Here is a 15,772-nt window from a genome sequence, read left to right as displayed (position 1 = left end):
GGCTCGCTAGGGTCCTGGTGTGTCCCGAGCCCCGCTGACCGCAGATCAGATCTCCCGCATCGACGCCGAGCACCTCTGGCATCCGTACGGCGCGTTTCCGGCGTCCACCAGCGCGTTGGTGGTCGACAGTGCGAGCGGGGTCCGGCTGACGCTGGCAGACGGCACGGAACTGATCGACGGTATGAGCTCGTGGTGGTCGGCCGTGCACGGGTATCGCAACCCGGTGCTCGACGCCGCCGCGGCCGCCCAGCTCGGGCGGATGAGCCATGTCATGTTCGGCGGGCTCACCCACGAGCCGGCGGCTCGGCTGGCGGAGCTGCTCGTCGAGATCACCCCGGCGGGGCTGGATAAGGTGTTCCTGGCCGACTCGGGGTCGGTGTCCGTCGAGGTCGCCGTGAAGATGTGCCTGCAGTATCAGCGGGCGCTCGGCAGGCCCGCGAAGAATCGGATGCTGACCTGGCGCGGCGGCTACCACGGCGACACCTTCGCGCCGATGAGCGTGTGCGACCCGGACGGCGGCATGCACTCGCTGTGGACGGACGTGCTGACCCGGCAGGTGTTCGCACCGATCCCGCCGAGCGAGTTCGACCCGGCCTACGTTGCCGAGTTCGAGCGGATCCTGATCGAGCACCGGCACGAGCTGGCCGCGATCATCGTCGAACCCGTCGTGCAGGGCGCTGGCGGCATGCGTTTCCACGATCCGCGGTACCTGAGCGAGTTGCGGCGCCTCGCGGACGAGCACGAGTTGCTCCTGGTGTTCGACGAGATCGCCACCGGGTTCGGCCGCACCGGGGCCCTGTTCGCGGCCGACCACGCCGGCGTCGCGCCCGACATCATGTGCGTTGGCAAGGCGTTGACCGGGGGATACATGACCCTCGCCGCAACGCTGTGCAGCACCGCGGTCGCGGCGGCGATCAGCGCGGGGGAGGCCGGTGGGCTGATGCACGGCCCGACGTTCATGGGGAACCCGCTCGCCTGCGCGGTCGCCGTGGCGGCGGTCGAGCTGCTGCTCTCGCGGGACTGGCGCGGTGAGGTGGCAGCGCTCGGAGCCGGGCTGGCGGCCGGACTGGAACCCGCCCGGGACCTGCAAGGGGTTGCGGACGTGCGGGTGCTCGGCGGGATCGGCGTGATCGAGATGGAGCGGCCGGTGGACATGCGGCTCACCACCGACGCGGCGGTGGCGGCGGGCGTGTGGCTGCGGCCCTTCGGAAAGCTGATCTACGCGATGCCGCCGTACATCTGCACACCCGAAGAGGTCGCGGCGATCGCGGCGGGGATGGTGGCGGCGGCAAGGGCGACCGCTCCGGGGGATTGATCAGTCATGGTTTGAACACCACGGCGGTGCCGTGACTTGAACGCCGTTCAAGTCCTGGCGTATGGTGCGTCATCGTGGGAAACGATGACGCACTGAGCTGGCTGGACGACGTCGCGCAGCAGCGCCGCGACGCCGGGCTGCGGCGTGAGCTCCGGCCGCGCACGCCTGCCCCGGCGACAATCGACCTCGCCTCCAACGACTACCTCGGTCTCGTCCGGCACCAGGAGGTGATCGACGGCGCGATGGCGGCGCTGCGCCGCTGGGGCGCGGGCGCGACCGGATCGCGCCTGGTCACCGGGACGACCACCGAACACGAACTGCTCGAGCGTGAACTGGCCGAGTTCGTCGGCGCCGAGTCCGGGCTGGTGTTCTCCTCGGGGTACGCGGCGAACCTCGGCGTGGTCACCGCGCTGTCCGGCAAGGGCTCACTGATCGTCTCCGACGCGGGCAGCCACGCCTCCCTCGTCGACGCCTGCCGGCTGTCGAGGGCGCGGGTGCAGGTCAGCCCGCGCGGTGACGTGGACGCGGTCGGCGACGCGCTCGCGACCCGGACCGAGGAGCGCGCCCTTGTGCTCACCGACTCGGTGTTCAGCGCTGACGGCGACCTGGCGCCGGTGCGCGAACTGCACCGGGTCTGCCGCGAATACGGCGCGGTGCTGTTGGTGGACGAGGCCCACGCGATCGGGGTGCGGGGCGACGGCGGGCGCGGGCTCGTCCACGAGGTCGGGTTGGCGGGGGAGCCGGACCTGGTGATCACCGCGACGCTGTCGAAGTCCCTGGCCAGCCAGGGCGGCGTGGTGCTCGGCGACGCCCGGATCCGCGCGCACCTCATCGATGCCGCCCGCCCCTTCATCTTCGACACCGGGCTCGCGCCCGCCGCGGTCGGTGCCGCGCGGGCCGCGCTCGGGGTGCTGCGCCGGGAGCCCGAACTGGCGACCGCGGTGCTCGACCGGGCCCGCGACCTTGCGCGGATCGCCGGCGTCCCGGCGCCCGAGTCCGCGGTGGTCTCGGTGGTGCTCGGCGACGCTCAGCGGGCCTTCGACGCCGCCCAGGGCTGCCGCGAACGCGGACTGCACGTCGGCTGCTTCCGCCCGCCGTCGGTGCCGGAGGGCGCCTCCCGGCTGCGCCTGACCGCGCGGGCGACCATCACCCCCGACGAGCTGGCCACCATCGAGACCGTTCTCACCGAGATCCTCGCCGGGGCGCCCGCGTGAGCGTGCTGCTCATCAGCGGGACCTCGACGGACGTCGGCAAGACCGTGGTGACCGCCGCGCTCGCCTCGGTCGCGCTGTCCGCCGGTCGCACGGTGGCCGTCTGCAAGCCGGCGCAGACCGGCGTCGGCGTCGGCGAGCCGGGGGATCTGGTCGAGGTGCAGCGCCTTTCGGGCGTGGACGAGGTGGTCGAGCTGGCCCGGTACCCGGAGCCGCTCGCCCCCGACACCGCCGCTCGCCGTGCGGGGATGGCACCGCTGGAGTGTGCCGATGTGGTCGCCGCGGCCCGTGCGCTCGACGCCACCCACGATCTGACCCTCGTCGAGGGCGCGGGCGGGCTGCTGGTCCGTCTCGGCCGTGACGGCTTCACACTCGTCGACGTGGCGCGGGAGCTCGGCGCCCCGGTAGTCGTGGTCGCCGCGGCGGGACTCGGCACCCTGAACCACAGCGCCCTCACGGTGCGCGCGCTCGAAACCGCCGGGGCGGCATGCGTGGGGCTGGTCATCGGCTCGTGGCCGTCGGAGCCGGACCTCGCCGCGCGGTGCAACCTCGAGGAGCTCGCCGAGGTGACAGGCGTCCCGCTGCTCGGGTCGGTTCCGGCAGGCTCGGCCGCGCTCGACCGGGAGGCCTTCGCGGCCGCGGCGCCCGGGTGGTTCGGTCCGGCGCTCGCTCAGTGCTTGACGGGGCAGCCGCTGCCGTAGTCGACGTCGAACCGCTTGATCCCGTTGAGCCAGCCGGAGCGCAGGTGTTGCGGGTCGCCGAGGCGGGAGATGTCCGGTATCCGGTCGGCCAGTGCGTTGAAGATCAGGTCGATCTCGAGCAGGGCGAGGTTCGAGCCGAGGCAGAAGTGCGCGCCCGAGCCTCCGAAGCCCAGGTGCGGGTTGGGATCCCGGGTGATGTCGAACCTCGTCGGATTGTCGAACACGTCCTCGTCGAAGTTCCCGGAGGCGTAGAACATCGCGACCCGGTCGCCCTTGCGGATCTGCTGCCCGCCGAGCACCGTGTCGGCGGTCGCGGTCCGCTGGAACGCCGTCACCGGCGTCGCCCATCGGACAATCTCGTCGGCGGTCGTGGCCGGCCGCTCGCGCTTGAACAACTCCCACTGGTCCGGGTTCTCCAGGAACGCGATCATCCCGTGGGTGATGGCGTTGCGGGTGGTCTCGTTGCCCGCCACCGTCAGCAGGATCACGAAGAACCCGAACTCCTCGGGGGTGAGCTCGTCGCCGTCGATATCGGCCTGGATCAGGGTCGTCACGATGTCCTCGGCCGGGCATTGACGGCGGGCGTCGGCCAATTGGTAGGCGTACCCGAGGATCTCCGCGGAGGCGGTGAGCGGATCGGTGTCGTAGTCGGGGTCGTCGCCGCCGGTCATCTCGTTGGACCAGTCGAAGAGTTTGCGGCGGTCCTCCTGCGGCACGCCGATCAGTTCGGCTATGGCCTGCAGCGGCAGCTCGCAGGCGACCTGTGAGACGAAGTCGCCGCTGCCTGCCGTCGCGGCGGACGCGACGATCTTCTCGGCGCGTTCCGCGAGGGTCGCGCGCAGGTTCGCGATCGCGCGCGGCGTGAACCCGCGGGCGACGAGTTTGCGCAGCGTGGTGTGCTCCGGTGCGTCCTTGTTCAGCATGATGAGCCGCTGCATCTCGACGTTCTCCGGTGTGATGTCGCTGTCGACTCGGACCATGGCGGTCTTCTCCCAGCTCGAAAAGAGCTCGGAGTTCCGGGAGATCTCCCGGATGTCGGCGTGCTTGGTCACCACCCAATAGCCCTCGTCGCGGTAGCCGCCGACATCGGGCGGCTGTGGGTTCCACCACACCGGGCAGTGCGCACGGAGCGCGGCCAGCTGCGCGTGCGGCACACCCGTCACGTACAGATCGGGATCCGTGAAATCGAATCCCGCAGGCAGGTCGAGTCCGGGAATCAACGGCCGTGGAGCGACCCGATCACCACGCTGCGACACCATGCGAACACCCTTCTCTCGGTCCGGCACGGCGCCCGATTCCGGAGCGGATCCGACGAAATGCCCAGTCGGATGCGGGGGTCGTGGTCATACGCTTACCGTAGTGTGATAGCAATCACATCATCGGGTCTCGGAGGTTCGAATGTCCACCACCGAAATGATGGAGCTGCAACGCACGATCGGGCACCTGCGGCAGTGCGTCGGTTCGCTCCGCACGGTCTACGGCGACGCCGCGGCGGTCCGCAGGCTCGCCAACGACGTGGAGCGACTGGAACTCGACGCGGGTGACCTCGACGAGTCGCCTCCTCGGTTGGCGCACGGCGGGCAGCACGAGCGGGTGCCCGTGCCGGACACCCCGTACGACCAGACGCTGTGGCTCGGCGCGGACGACGAGGGCGTAGGCGGTCATCCCCACGAGCGCCGGTGAGCGCGCCGGCAAGGGTGTCCGGTGGCGTCACCGGACCCTCCCGCGCGCGGATATCCGCGCGCACCCTGCGGACGGACCGATGGTGGCTGGCCCCACTGCTGACAACTCTGGGGCTGGCCACCTTTGTCGTGTATGCGAGCATCCGGTCCTGGGTCCGCACCGCCTATTGGGTCGACCGGTACCACTACCTGACCCCGTTCTACTCGCCGTGCCTGAGCGACTCGTGCGTGCCGGGGTCCAGCCATTTCGGTACGCCCATCGGAGAGCTGCCGATGTGGATACCGCTCGGCTTCCTGGTATTGCCGTTCCTGCTCGGCTTCCGGATCACCTGCTACTACTACCGCAAGGCCTACTACCGCTCGGTCTGGTTGGCGCCCGCCGCGTGTGCGGTCGCCGAGCCGCATGCGCGGTACACCGGCGAGACGCGGCTGCCGCTGATCCTGCAGAACTCGCACCGCTACTTCTTCTATGCGGCGCTGATCGTCTCGCTGATCAACACCTACGACGCGATCGCCGCCTTCCACGGCGAGAGCGGTGGGTTCGGCTTCGGCCTCGGCAACGTCATCCTGCTGGTGAACGTGATCCTGCTGTGGGCGTACACGCTGTCCTGTCACTCGTGCAGGCACATCACCGGTGGCCGGCTCAAGCACTTCTCGGCGCACCCGGTCCGGTATCGGCTCTGGACCCTGGTCGGCCGGCTCAACACCCGGCACATGCAGCTCGCCTGGACGACGCTCGCGACGCTGATGATCACGGACTTCTACATCATGCTCGTCGCCAGCGGCACCATCTCCGACCTGCGTTTCATTGATTGAGCTCATGCACTGATCGATCCGAGGAGCAACCGAGATCAAGGGGGACCGCCCGTGGCCGAGGTCGAACGGCACACCTACGACGTCGTCGTGATCGGCGCGGGAGGCGCGGGACTGCGCGCGGTCATCGAGGCCCGTGAGCGCGGTCATTCGGTCGCGGTGGTCTGTAAATCGCTGTTCGGCAAGGCGCACACGGTGATGGCGGAGGGCGGCTGCGCGGCCGCCATGGGCAACGCCAACTCCAAGGACTCCTGGCAGGCGCACTATCGGGACACCATGCGCGGCGGCAAGTTCCTCAACAACTGGCGGATGGCCGAGCTGCACGCGCGCGAGGCGCCCGACCGGGTGTGGGAGCTGGAAAGCTATGGCGCGCTGTTCGATCGGACCGAGGACGGGCGGATCAGCCAGCGCAATTTCGGCGGCCACACCTATCCGCGGCTGGCGCACGTCGGGGATCGCACGGGCCTGGAGATCATCCGCACCATGCAGCAGAAGATCGTCGCCCTGCAGCAGGAGGACTTCGCCGAGACCGGCGACTACGAGGCCCGGATCAAGGTGTTCGCCGAATGCACCATCACCGAGCTCCTCCGGGAGGACGGGCGGATCGCGGGCGCGTTCGGGTACTGGCGCGAATCCGGGCGGTTCATCCTGTTCGATGCGCCCGCGATCGTGATGGCCACCGGTGGGATCGGCAAGTCCTTCAAGGTCACCTCGAACTCGTGGGAGTACACCGGCGACGGGCACGCGCTCGCCCTGCGCGCGGGCGCGAACCTGATCAACATGGAGTTCGTGCAGTTCCACCCGACAGGGATGGTGTGGCCGCCGAGCGTGAAGGGGATCCTCGTCACCGAGGGGGTCCGCGGCGACGGTGGGGTGCTCGAGAACTCCGAGGGCGAGCGGTTCATGTTCTCCTACATCCCGCCGGTGTTCAAAGGCCAGTACGCCGAGACCGAGCAGGAGGCGGACGGCTGGCTCACCGATCCGGACAACAACCGCCGCACGCCCGATCTGCTGCCGCGCGACGAGGTGGCCAGGGCGATCAACTCGGAGGTCAAGGCGGGGCGGTCGACGCCGCACGGGGGTGTCTACCTCGACATCGCCTCCCGGATGCCCGCCGACGAGATCGTGCGCCGATTGCCGTCCATGCACCACCAGTTCAAGGAGCTCGCCGACGTCGACATCACCAAGGAGCCGATGGAGGTCGGGCCGACCTGTCACTACGTGATGGGTGGCATCGAGGTGGACCCCGACAGCGGATCGTCCAGCCTCCCCGGCCTGTTCGCGGCGGGGGAGTGCTCGGGCGGCATGCACGGTTCGAACCGGCTCGGCGGGAACTCGCTGTCGGACCTGTTGGTCTTCGGTCGTCGTGCCGGCCTCGGGGCGTCGGACTACCTGGAGTCGCTCGAGCGAAGGCCGGTGATCGACGAGGCCGACGTGACCGCGGCGGCGGCGATGGCGCTGGCGCCCTTCGATCCGCCTGCTGAGGGAGAGACCGCGGAGAACCCGTACACATTGCACACCGACCTCCAGCAGACGATGAACGATCTCGTCGGCATCATCCGGACGGACGCCGAGATCCGTGAGGCACTGGCGAAGCTGGAGGAGATCAGGCGGCGGATCCCCGGCGTCACTGTCGAGGGACACCGGCAGTTCAACCCCGGCTGGCACCTCGCGGTGGACCTGCGGAACATGCTGTTGGTCAGCGAGTGCGTCGCGAAGGCGGCGTTGATGCGGACCGAGAGCCGTGGCGGGCACACCAGGGACGACCACCCGGCGATGGACTCGGGGTGGCGGGGCACGTTGCTGGTGTGCAGTGTGGTCGGCGGCGCCGACACCGGGGCGGGCACCGTGGTGCCCGATGTCACGGTCGCGCCCGAACCCCAGCTGCCGATGCGCGCGGACCTGTTGGAGCTGTTCGAACTCAGCGAACTGGCCAAGTACTACACGGACGCCGAACTCGCCGATCACCCGGACTCGGCCCGAATAGGAAGCGAGGGCCCGTCATGACCTACGACGCGAGCTTCAAGGTGTGGCGCGGGGACGTCGACGGTGGTGACCTGCAGGACTATTCGGTGCCGGTCAACGAGGGAGAGGTGGTCCTCGACATCATCCACCGCCTACAGGCCACCCAGGCGCCGGACCTGGCCGTGCGCTGGAACTGCAAGGCGGGCAAGTGCGGATCGTGCTCGGCCGAGGTCAACGGCAGACCCCGGCTGCTGTGCATGACCAGGATGTCCACCTTCACCGAGGACGAGGTCATCACCGTCACCCCGATGCGAACCTTCCCGGTGATCCGGGACCTGGTCACCGACGTGTCCTTCAACTACCAGAAGGCCAGGGAGATCCCGTCTTTCACGCCGCCGCCTGGACTGAAGCCGGGGGAGTACCGGATGAAACAGGTAGATGTGGAGCGATCACAGGAGTTCCGCAAGTGCATCGAGTGTTTCCTGTGCCAGAACACCTGTCACGTGGTGCGCGACCACGAGGAGAACAAGCAGGCCTTCGCCGGACCGCGGTTCCTGATGCGGGTCGCCGAGTTGGAGATGCACCCGCTCGATGTCGCCGACCGGCGCGACGCCGCGCAGGACGAGCAGGGACTGGGCCTGTGCAACATCACCAAGTGCTGCACCGAGGTGTGCCCGGAGAACATCCGTATCACCGACAACGCGTTGATCCCGATGAAGGAACGCGTCGTCGACCGGCGCTATGACCCGATCGTCTGGCTGGGCAACAAACTGTTCCGGCGCGGCGACAGCTGAATCCGGTCGGCGGACACCATGTTCGACGAGGGAAGGAAGCTCCGATGCCCGAGCCTGTTCTCGAACCAGCGGCCCAAGAGTTCGCCGACGCGACGGCAGTGCCGCCGTTCATCTATGAGCTCCCCGTTGCCGATGGTCGAGCGAAGTTCGACGAGGTGCAAGCCGGAGGCGCTCCGGCCCCCGAGGTCGACATCGACGATCGGGTGATCCATGGCGGACCGTCGGGGGAGATATCGGTCCGCATCGTTCGGCCGAAGGGCACGAGCGGGACCCTGCCCGTCATCCAGTACAACCACGGTGCGGGGTGGGTCTTCGGCAACACGCACATCTACGACCGGCTCATCCGTGAGCTGGCGGTGGGCGCGAATGCGGCGCTGGTGTTTCCGAGCTACAGCCTCTCGCCCGAGGCGAAGTACCCGACCGCAATCGAAGAGATCTACGGCACGGCGCGGTGGATCGCCGAAAACGGTGTCGGCGAGGGGCTCGACGTGACCCGCTTCGCAGTGGCGGGCGACAGCGTGGGCGGCAACATGACGATCGCCCTCACCCTGATGGCGAAGGAACGCGGCGGCCCCGACTTCCTCCAGCAGGTGCTTTTCTACCCGGTGACCGACGCGGGCCAGGACACGGAGTCGTATCGGCAGTTCGCGGACGGCTATTTCCTCACCGCGGGCGCGATGGCCTGGTTCTGGGACCAGTACACGACCGATCCGGACCAGCGCGCGGAGGTCTTGGCCTCGCCGCTGCGTGCGAGCACGGAGATGCTGGCGGGGCTGCCCCCGGCATTGGTCGTCAACGGGGAGGCCGACGTCCTGCGCGACGAGGGCGAGGCCTTCGCCAACAAGCTGCGTGCCGCGGGTGTGCCGGTGACCGCGGTGCGATTCCAGGGCATGATCCACGATTTCGTCATGCTCAACGCGCTGGCGGACACACATGCCGCCCGCACCGCGATGCTGCTCGCGACGACGACGCTGCACCGGGTGTTGCACGGGGACTGAGCGTCCCGGCGCCCGCGGGCTCATGGAGCCCTGAAGGCCTCGCGGACGAAGTCCGTCGCGTCGGGTAGCGACAACCGCATCGTCCCGAGGTGGCCTGCCGGGTACGGCCGGAAGGTGAAGCGCTCCCCGTTTCCGGTCAGGTCCGCGGCCAGCTTCAGGGTCAGCGGCGCAGGAACGACCTCGTCCAGCATCCCCTGCCCGATGAAGAACGGGCGGTCGTAGCCGCGGGTGGGGATCTCCAGCATCTCGCGCAGCGCGGACAGGATCACCTGGTCGTCCAGCTGCCGGGAGAGCAGCTCGCCGATCGAGATCCCCGCGAACGCCTCCGCCGCCTCGGGGTAGCAGAGCGATTCGGCCCGGTCGAGCACCTCGCGGCCGAGCGGGCTGAGGTAGCCGTCGACGCCGATATCGGGGCGGGTGGCCCGCAGCCCGGCCAGCAGGTACGAGATGAACACGGTGGTGCCGGTCAGCGGGAGCTCAGGAAAGCCGGGCCCGCCGAGCGGCGCGAGGTTCTCGATGTTCGACGGGACCCCGAGGCCGACGGCGCCCCGGTAGTCGAGTTCAGGTGCGTACGAGGTGGCCAGCGAGGCGGCGACCATCGCGGCCTGGCCGCCCTGAGACTGGCCGAGCGCCACCCATTTTCGAGAGAGGGACGGGTCCACCGCGCGCGCGGCGCGGACCATGTCGACGAGGCTGTATGCCTGCGATCGGCCGTCGAGATACGGATGGATCCCCGGGGTGCCCAGGCCGACGTAGTCGGTGGCGACCACTGCGTATCCCTGTGTCAGCCAGCGCGTCAGGTAGCCGCCGCCGAGAACCCCGGTGGCCGTGGGCGCGCACTCGTCGGCGAGCCCGATCGCGCCGTGCCCCCAGGACACCACCGGCCAGCCGCCAGGCGGGGCCTGGCCCGGCGGGATGAATACCGCGCCGGTGCTCAGCGCCGGCCTGCCGCCAGGGCCGGTGGACCGGTAGGTCACCAGGTGGGCGGCGGCCGCATCGGGGATCCAGTACTCACGCACGAGTGGTCCCGACGAGACGACGGTGCCTGGTCGTCCAGCGGGTGCGGCGTGTGCAGGCAGGGTCAGCGTCAGTGCCGCCGCGACCAGCATCGCGCCCGCGGAGCGCGCGAAACGCCCCGACGGATGGGTACCGAGATCGAACCGGCCGACCATTCACCCATTGTGGGCGCAATGCGGGCCGCGCGGGGGGAGGGGCGGAAAACAAGCAAGCATGCTTGCTTAGTTCGTTAGGTCCGCTTACAGTGGCGCAAGCTTGCCGGATGTGATCGCAGTCACGCCGCCCGACTCCGGTTGGGTGTGGCGGCGGTGGTGCCGGCGCCCTCCCGGCGACTGATCGGAATGCTTGATGGACAACGGAATTGGCAACTCTCCCACGATTCCCGCGGCGCTCGCGGCCAGGGTCGCGACAGCGCCCGAGGCGACTTTCGTCCACTTCGGTGGTGAGGCGATCAGCTACGCCGAGATCGACGTGCGGTCGGACCGCGCGGCCACCGGTTGGCTGCGTCTGGGTATCGGCCACGGCGACCGCATCGCCATCGCGGCGACGAACTCGCCTGACTGGATCGTCGCGCACCTCGCCGCGGCGAAGATCGGCGCCGTGCTGGTCACCCTCAACGTCGTCTACCGCGAGCGCGAGTTCACCCACATGCTCACGCAGTCGGGGGCTCGTGCCCTGATCTGCGACGCGGAGTCGAACGGATTCGAGTTCGGACCCTTTCTCGATCAGCTCCGCCCCGACATCCCGACGGTCGAGCACCTGGTGTTCCTCGGTGCTGACGAGGTCAAGGGCGGACGACGGTGGGCGGACCTTGCGGCCACCGAGCCCGATCCGGCGCTGCTCGCCCGCGCCGCCGAGGGCGTCCGCCCCGCGGACCCCGCGGTGATCCTCTACACCTCAGGAACGACAGGGACGCCCAAGGGTGCCACCATCACTCACGCCAGCCTGCTCGCCTCGGCCGGCGCGCAGGCGGAGCGCTTCGAACAGACGGCCGCGGACGTGATTCTCGGCGTCATGCCGTTCAATCACGTCGGCGGGCTGACGTGCACGTTGGGTTCGACCCTGGTCACCGGCGGCGCCATCGCGCTGTTGCCGAGGTTCCATCCGGACCTGGTGGTCGACGCGATGGCAGGCGCCGGGGTGACGATGTTCGTCGGCGTCCCCACCATGTACAAGATGGTCCTCGGCGCGGACTCCGTTGCGGGCGTGGACATGTCGAGCGTGCGGTTGTGTGTGGTCGGTGGGTCCAACCTCGAGCCGGCCCTGGCCGAGCAGGTTGCGGCGCGATTCGACGGCGTCCGGATCGCGAACCTGTACGGCATGTCCGAGACCTCCGGTGCCTGCGTGATCTCGCCGCCGGGTGACTCGCTGGAGACGGTCGGCCGCAGCATCGGGACCATGACCGGCGACTTCGAGGGCCGCATCGTCGATGACCGGAACATTCCGCTCGCCCAGGGCGAGGCCGGTGAACTGCAGGTCCGCGGCGGGTGTGTGGCGGCGGGCTACTGGCAGCTGCCGGACGAGTCGGCCGCGACGTTCCTCGTCGACGGCTGGCTGGCGACCGGCGACATCGCGTCGATGTCGGAGGACGGGCACATCACCCTGCTCGGCCGCCAGAAGGAGATGTACGTGCGGGGCGGATACAACGTCTACCCGGCCGAGATCGAGAACGTGCTGGCCGCGGATCCGACGGTGGCGATGGCCGCGGTGATCGGGGTGCCCGACGAGACGTTCGGCGAGAGCGGTTACGCCTTCGTGGTGCCGGCGCCCGGCGCCGCGGTGGACGTCGAGTCACTGCTCGAGCGGTGCAGGCTCGCCCTGGCCAAGTACAAGGTGCCCGACCGGGTCGAGGTGGTCGACGGCCTGCCGATGACGCCCGCGGGCAAGATCCGCAAGGTCGCGCTGACGCCGCGGGTCTGACCGGGGCGGCTAGTCCCGGACTGCGGCGCGCAGCCGGCTGCGCACGCCGTCCACGAACAGGCTCAGCCCGTAGTCGAAGCGCGCTGTGCCGCTGGTGGCGTCGTACAGCGGGGACGCGTCCTCAGCGAGGGCGCCGTGCGAGTCCATCTGCATGCGGGACTGCTCGTCCATGGTCTGGCCGAGGATGTAGTACAGCAGCGTGTCGGCCGCGAGTTCGGATTCGTGGTCAGGCAGGCCCGCGTCCTCGCAGGTGCTCGCCAGCGTCGCGTGCGCGCCGTTCGTGGCGAGTCGCGCGGCGTAGGAGGCGGCGGCGAGCTCTGCGCCGTCGCGGTGTGCGAGCAGTGCGTCGCGCATCCGGTGCGCAACAGTGCGCAGCCGGGCATCCCAGTCCTTGACCTCGATCGGCGCCGAGACGCCCGCGAGCATCTCGTCGGTGATCGCCGCGAGCAGAGTCTGCTTGTTGGGGAAGTGCCAGTACAGCGCCCCCGGCTGTACGCCGAGCGAGGTGGCCAGCCTGCGCATCGTGAGGTCTCCGAGGCCGTACTCGTCGAGGATGGCGATCGCCCCGTCGAGGACGTCACCGCGTCGCAGCTGCACTGTTCGTCATCCCCTTAGTTGTCGTGTGGCGTTTGACACCATTCCACCACGACCCTAACCTGAACGCCGTTCAACTTGCACGGTGTTCAAGTTGCGGCACCGCCGCGGCGTTTCTGCGGCACTGTGTCCAGCCCCCGAGGAGTTGCAGTGACCCAGGCCCCGCCCGCACAGACATTCTCGCCGTCGCCAGGGAACAGGTCCTCGAGCGCGGTGAGGGACTGACCCAGGAGCAGACGCTCGCCGTGCTGCAGCTCCCGGACGAGAGCCTCGAGGACCTGCTCGGCCTCGCCCACGACGTGCGGATGAAGTGGTGCGGACCCGAGGTCGAGGTCGAGGGCATCATCTCGCTCAAGACCGGTGGCTGCCCCGAGGACTGCCACTTCTGCTCGCAGTCCGGGCTGTTCGCCTCCCCGGTCCGCGCCGCGTGGCTCGACATCCCGAGCCTGGTCGAGGCCGCCAAGCAGACCGCCAAGTCCGGCGCCACCGAGTTCTGCATCGTCGCCGCCGTCCGCGGACCGGACGAGAAGCTGCTCGCGCAGGTCGCGGCCGGTATCGAGGCCATCCGCAACGAGGTCGACATCCAGATCGCCTGCTCGCTGGGCATGCTCACGCAGGAGCAGGTCGACCAGCTCGCCGCAATGGGTGTGCACCGCTACAACCACAACCTCGAGACCTCCAAGTCGCACTTCCCGAACGTGGTCACCACCCACACCTGGGAGGAGCGCTGGGGCACCCTGAAGATGGTCCGCGAGGCCGGTATGGAGGTCTGCTGCGGCGGAATCCTCGGCATGGGTGAGACCCTCGAGCAGCGCGCGGAGTTCGCCGCCAACCTGGCCGAGCTCGACCCCGACGAGGTGCCGCTGAACTTCCTGAACCCGCGCCCGGGCACCCCCTTCGGTGACCTCGAGGTGCTGCCCGCCAGCGACGCGCTGCGTGCCGTCGCCGCATTCCGGCTGGCGTTGCCGCGCACCATCCTGCGGTTCGCGGGCGGCCGCGAGATCACCCTCGGTGACCTGGGCGCCAAGCAGGGCATCCTGGGCGGAATCAACGCCGTCATCGTCGGCAACTACCTGACCACGCTGGGCCGCCCCGCGGAACAGGACCTCGACCTGCTCGGCGAGCTGCAGATGCCGATCAAGGTTCTCAACGACACCATCTAGGGTTGGATACGTGACGTTCCCTCAAGAGCTGAGCAATGCCGCGCCCGTCGACGAGATCGTCGAGCGCTACAACCCGTTCACCGGCCGGCGGGTGGTGCCGGGATTCGACGACACCATCCCGGCCGCGGCCCAGCTCGGCCTGGAGCCGCCGCGCTTCTGTGAGGACTGCGGCAGGCGGATGATCGTGCAGATCAGCCCCGACGGGTGGTGGGCCAAGTGCTCCCGGCACGGGGTCCTCGACTCCAGCTACCTGGGCCAGCGCTGACCGTGGCCGTCGACAGGTCGGAGATCCGTGCCGCCGCGCGCATCGTGGTGGCGGTGGTCGCGGCCAGTGCGCTCGCCGGGATCGGGTGGGGGCTGCTCGTGCCCGCCCAGCATTTCCTGGTGGTCTCCGGCGGTCGCGCGGCGTCGCTGACCTCCGAGAGCGGGCACCAGTTCGATGCTGTCGCGTTGTTCCTGTGCGCCGGCCTGACCGTGGGCGTGCTGAGCGCGTCGGCGGCCTGGCTGTGGCGTTCGGTGCGTGGTCCCGTCGTGCTGGTCGGCCTGCTGATCGGATCGGCCGTGGGTGCCGCCACCACCGCGGTGGTCGGCCTCGGGGTCGCGGGGCTCCGGTTCCCCGACCTCCCAGACGCCGTCGAAGGGCAGATCGTCCCCGTCTCGCCCGGGCTGGGCACCGCGATGGTGCTCATCCTGCAGCCGCTGGTGGCGGCCTTCGTGTACTTGGTGCTCGCCTCGATGAGCCCGCGCGACGACCTCGGTGTCGCCCCGGCTCCCGACGAGAGTGCACCTGCCGGTGACCTTCCAGGGTCGATGCCCCAGCAGGTGCACAGTCGGCTGGAGGCCTAGCTCGGCGGTCGCAGGGCGGCGAACTCGTCGGTGACGCGCAGCCGCGACTCGGCGAACCGGTAGAGCGCGGGCGGACGGCCGCCCGCCTTGCCCGACGGCGCGGTGGTGCCGGTGGGCGTGAGCACCCCGCGGCGGCCGAGCACCCGCTGCAGGTTGGTGGCGTCCACCTGATAGCCGAGTGCGGCGCAATAGATCTCACGCAGGGTCGACATCGCGAACTCGGCAGGGGCAAGGGCGAAGGCGATGTTGGTGTACGACAGCTTCGCCGCCAACCGGGCCCTGGCGTGCTCGACCACGACGCCGTGGTCGAACGACATCTCGGGCAGGGCGGAGACCGGGTGCCAGGCTGTGTCCGGGGGCAGGTGCGGATCGGAGGGCAGGGGGATGAGCCCGAGGAAGGTCGACGCGATCCGCCGGTCGCCGGGGACCCTGGCGGGATCGCTGAACACCGAGAGCTGTTCCAGGTGCGCCACCTCGCGCACGTCGACCTTCTCGGCCAGCTGACGCCGGGCGGAGGTGATCAGATCCTCGTCGTCACCGAGTTGTCCGCCGGGCAGTGACCAGGTGCCTTTCTGTGGGTCCAGGGCCCGCTGCCACAGCAGTACCGCCAGTTCGGGTCGGCCGTCGAAGTCGCGAACCTGGAAGACCGCGGTGAGCACTTCGTGGACGGTGCTAGGATGGGGCATGTTTTCGATCCTAAGTCGAAAACCCCGAAAATCGAAACCCGCACGTGTGGGGAATCGGATGGCAGAT

At 69.5% G+C, this 15,772-nt stretch carries 16 protein-coding genes; 12 read left to right on the top strand and 4 right to left on the bottom strand.

The window, feature by feature from the left end; genetic code table 11:
• Positions 1-19 precede the first annotated feature (19 nt).
• From BTZ20_RS14770 to bioD, 3 genes are all read left to right on the top strand, one after another.
• On the top strand, positions 20-1,315 hold the full coding sequence (locus tag BTZ20_RS14770) for an adenosylmethionine--8-amino-7-oxononanoate transaminase (protein ID WP_077041897.1): 1,296 nt from the start codon (positions 20-22) through the stop codon (positions 1,313-1,315).
• Between the two features lie 74 nt (positions 1,316-1,389).
• Positions 1,390-2,529, top strand: coding sequence for an 8-amino-7-oxononanoate synthase (locus BTZ20_RS14765; RefSeq protein ID WP_411269073.1), 1,140 nt, complete (start codon positions 1,390-1,392; stop codon positions 2,527-2,529).
• Positions 2,526-3,227 carry a dethiobiotin synthase gene (gene bioD, locus BTZ20_RS14760; protein ID WP_077041895.1) on the top strand — a complete coding sequence of 234 codons (702 nt, stop codon included), beginning with the start codon at positions 2,526-2,528 and terminating at the stop codon, positions 3,225-3,227. Before BTZ20_RS14765 ends, bioD begins: the two co-directional genes overlap by 4 nt.
• Here bioD and BTZ20_RS14755 read toward each other — a convergent pair.
• Positions 3,197-4,486: a cytochrome P450 gene (locus BTZ20_RS14755; RefSeq protein WP_077041894.1), complete on the bottom strand. Its 1,290-nt coding sequence runs from the start codon at positions 4,484-4,486 to the stop codon at positions 3,197-3,199. The genes bioD and BTZ20_RS14755 overlap by 31 nt on opposite strands.
• A 139-nt stretch (positions 4,487-4,625) precedes the next feature.
• Between BTZ20_RS14755 and BTZ20_RS14750 the strand changes: the two genes are divergently transcribed.
• Genes BTZ20_RS14750 through BTZ20_RS14730 form a run of 5 tightly spaced genes read left to right on the top strand, consistent with a single transcriptional unit; the run spans position 4,626 to position 9,479 of the window.
• Positions 4,626-4,910: a hypothetical protein gene (locus tag BTZ20_RS14750; protein ID WP_077041893.1), complete on the top strand. Its 285-nt coding sequence runs from the start codon at positions 4,626-4,628 to the stop codon at positions 4,908-4,910.
• A complete protein-coding gene (locus BTZ20_RS14745) occupies positions 4,907-5,725 on the top strand; it encodes a hypothetical protein (protein WP_077041892.1) in 819 nt (272 codons plus the stop codon). The genes BTZ20_RS14750 and BTZ20_RS14745 overlap by 4 nt, the downstream gene beginning before the upstream one ends.
• Positions 5,726-5,776: 51 nt before the next feature.
• Positions 5,777-7,729, top strand: coding sequence for a fumarate reductase/succinate dehydrogenase flavoprotein subunit (locus BTZ20_RS14740; protein WP_077041891.1), 1,953 nt, complete (start codon positions 5,777-5,779; stop codon positions 7,727-7,729).
• On the top strand, positions 7,726-8,481 hold the full coding sequence (locus BTZ20_RS14735; RefSeq protein WP_077041890.1) for a succinate dehydrogenase/fumarate reductase iron-sulfur subunit: 756 nt from the start codon (positions 7,726-7,728) through the stop codon (positions 8,479-8,481). The genes BTZ20_RS14740 and BTZ20_RS14735 overlap by 4 nt, the downstream gene beginning before the upstream one ends.
• Positions 8,482-8,525: 44 nt before the next feature.
• Complete coding sequence (locus BTZ20_RS14730) at positions 8,526-9,479, top strand: alpha/beta hydrolase (RefSeq protein ID WP_077041889.1); 954 nt, start codon at positions 8,526-8,528, stop codon at positions 9,477-9,479.
• A 20-nt stretch (positions 9,480-9,499) separates the two neighbouring features.
• Here the strand turns inward: BTZ20_RS14730 and BTZ20_RS14725 are convergent, their stop codons facing one another.
• Positions 9,500-10,651 carry a lipase family protein gene (locus BTZ20_RS14725; RefSeq protein ID WP_077041888.1) on the bottom strand — a complete coding sequence of 384 codons (1,152 nt, stop codon included), beginning with the start codon at positions 10,649-10,651 and terminating at the stop codon, positions 9,500-9,502.
• Between the two features lie 193 nt (positions 10,652-10,844).
• Here BTZ20_RS14725 and BTZ20_RS14720 point away from each other — a divergent pair, with 193 nt between their 5' ends.
• A complete protein-coding gene (locus BTZ20_RS14720) occupies positions 10,845-12,416 on the top strand; it encodes a class I adenylate-forming enzyme family protein (RefSeq protein WP_077041887.1) in 1,572 nt (523 codons plus the stop codon).
• A gap of 9 nt (positions 12,417-12,425) precedes the next feature.
• Here BTZ20_RS14720 and BTZ20_RS14715 read toward each other — a convergent pair whose 3' ends face one another.
• On the bottom strand, positions 12,426-13,013 hold the full coding sequence (locus BTZ20_RS14715) for a TetR/AcrR family transcriptional regulator C-terminal domain-containing protein (RefSeq protein WP_077041886.1): 588 nt from the start codon (positions 13,011-13,013) through the stop codon (positions 12,426-12,428).
• 113 nt (positions 13,014-13,126) lie between these two features.
• Here BTZ20_RS14715 and bioB point away from each other — a divergent pair, with 113 nt between their 5' ends.
• From bioB to BTZ20_RS14700, 3 genes are read left to right on the top strand one after another with little or no spacing between them, the layout of a single operon-like run.
• Positions 13,127-14,173, top strand: a complete 1,047-nt coding sequence (gene bioB, locus BTZ20_RS14710) for a biotin synthase BioB (RefSeq protein WP_077043725.1) — start codon at positions 13,127-13,129, stop codon at positions 14,171-14,173.
• Positions 14,174-14,183: 10 nt separating this feature from the next.
• On the top strand, positions 14,184-14,438 hold the full coding sequence (locus BTZ20_RS14705; RefSeq protein ID WP_077041885.1) for a hypothetical protein: 255 nt from the start codon (positions 14,184-14,186) through the stop codon (positions 14,436-14,438).
• A 2-nt stretch (positions 14,439-14,440) separates the two neighbouring features.
• Positions 14,441-15,019: a DUF2567 domain-containing protein gene (locus BTZ20_RS14700; protein ID WP_077041884.1), complete on the top strand. Its 579-nt coding sequence runs from the start codon at positions 14,441-14,443 to the stop codon at positions 15,017-15,019.
• Here BTZ20_RS14700 and BTZ20_RS14695 read toward each other — a convergent pair.
• Complete coding sequence (locus tag BTZ20_RS14695) at positions 15,016-15,705, bottom strand: NUDIX hydrolase (RefSeq protein WP_077041883.1); 690 nt, start codon at positions 15,703-15,705, stop codon at positions 15,016-15,018. The genes BTZ20_RS14700 and BTZ20_RS14695 overlap by 4 nt on opposite strands.
• Positions 15,706-15,772 lie beyond the last annotated feature (67 nt).

Origin of the sequence: Rhodococcus sp. MTM3W5.2, assembly GCF_001984015.1 — a bacterium.
GTDB lineage: Bacteria > Actinomycetota > Actinomycetes > Mycobacteriales > Mycobacteriaceae > Rhodococcus_G > Rhodococcus_G oryzae.
This window is presented reverse-complemented; position numbering and strand designations above follow the sequence as displayed.

Coding starts and splice junctions, on each gene's coding strand:
- BTZ20_RS14755 (WP_077041894.1), bottom strand. CDS start 4,486: ATGGTGTCGCAGCGTGGTGATCGGGTCGCTCCACGGCCGTTGATTCCC.
- BTZ20_RS14750 (WP_077041893.1), top strand. CDS start 4,626: ATGTCCACCACCGAAATGATGGAGCTGCAACGCACGATCGGGCACCTG.
- BTZ20_RS14735 (WP_077041890.1), top strand. CDS start 7,726: ATGACCTACGACGCGAGCTTCAAGGTGTGGCGCGGGGACGTCGACGGT.
- BTZ20_RS14730 (WP_077041889.1), top strand. CDS start 8,526: ATGCCCGAGCCTGTTCTCGAACCAGCGGCCCAAGAGTTCGCCGACGCG.
- BTZ20_RS14725 (WP_077041888.1), bottom strand. CDS start 10,651: ATGGTCGGCCGGTTCGATCTCGGTACCCATCCGTCGGGGCGTTTCGCG.
- BTZ20_RS14720 (WP_077041887.1), top strand. CDS start 10,845: ATGGACAACGGAATTGGCAACTCTCCCACGATTCCCGCGGCGCTCGCG.
- BTZ20_RS14695 (WP_077041883.1), bottom strand. CDS start 15,705: ATGCCCCATCCTAGCACCGTCCACGAAGTGCTCACCGCGGTCTTCCAG.